Source organism: Mesorhizobium argentiipisi (SeqCode) (assembly GCF_037179585.1).
Classification (GTDB): Bacteria; Pseudomonadota; Alphaproteobacteria; order Rhizobiales; family Rhizobiaceae; genus Mesorhizobium; species Mesorhizobium argentiipisi.
The window spans coordinates 1-1,043 of sequence record NZ_JAPYKO010000083.1 but is presented as its reverse complement, the minus strand read 5'-3'; the positions used below and the strand labels follow the sequence as shown (position 1 = coordinate 1,043).

Here is a 1,043-nt window from a genome sequence, read left to right as displayed (position 1 = left end):
CATGCCGGGGTCAAGGGACCCGCGGCTCAAACCTGGTGGAGGCTTATGACGATGACGTCTCTGACGCTCAACAAGATCACCTCGCAACGCGGAATCTCCGTGGGCGAAGCAACCAAGAAGATCGCCGACCTCGGCTGGAATCCTTCCTACGTCCAGGAAGCGATGACGTTTCCGACCGACTACAAGATCAACAAGACGCCGCGCGACCCGATGAAGCAGGTCCTGCGGTCCTATTTCCCAATGCAGGAAGAGAAGGACAACCGTGTCTATGGCGCGCTGGATGCAGCGTTGCGCGGCGACATGTTCCGCAATGTGGAACCTCGCTGGGTCGAGTGGATGAAACTCTTCCTGGCCATCATTCCCTTCCCGGAAATCTCCGCCGCGCGCTCGATGGCGATGGTCGCCCGCATCGCGCCCGGCGAGGAACTCAGAACCGGCTTCACCATGCAGATGATCGACGAGTTCCGTCACTCGACGATCCAGATGAACCTGAAGAAATGGTACATGGAGAACTACATCGATCCGGCCGGCTTCGACATCACCGAAGAAGCCTTCGGAAAGTGCTATGCCACCACCATCGGCCGGCAGTTCGCCGAAGGCTTCATCACCGGCGACACCATGACCGCCGCCTGCATGTACTTGACCGTGGTGGCCGAAACCGCTTTCACCAACACCCTGTTCGTCGCCATGCCTTCGGAGGCCGCCCGCAACGGTGACTATGCGCTTCCGACCGTCTTCCTGTCGGTGCAATCGGACGAGAGCCGGCATATCGGCAACGGCCACTCCCTGCTGATGGCGGCGCTCAAGGAACCGGAAAACCACCTGCTGCTCGAGCGCGACCTGCGCTACGCCTTCTGGCAGAACCACGCGATCGTCGATGCCGCCATCGGCACCTTCATCGAATACGGCACCACCAACCGCGACAAGAACAAGGAGTCTTACGCGGAAATGTGGCACCGCTGGATCTATGAGGACTACTACCGCACCTACATGCTGCCGCTCGAGAAATACGGCATCAAGGTCCATCACGACGACGTCCAGGC

Annotated in this window: 1 protein-coding gene; it reads left to right on the top strand. The window is 59.8% G+C overall.

The annotated features are described in order from the left end of the window. Window positions 1-45: 45 nt before the first annotated feature. Window positions 46-1,043, top strand: a 998-nt coding sequence (locus O7A05_RS34015) for a ferritin family protein (RefSeq protein WP_463152116.1), incomplete at its 3' end; no start/stop codon positions are given.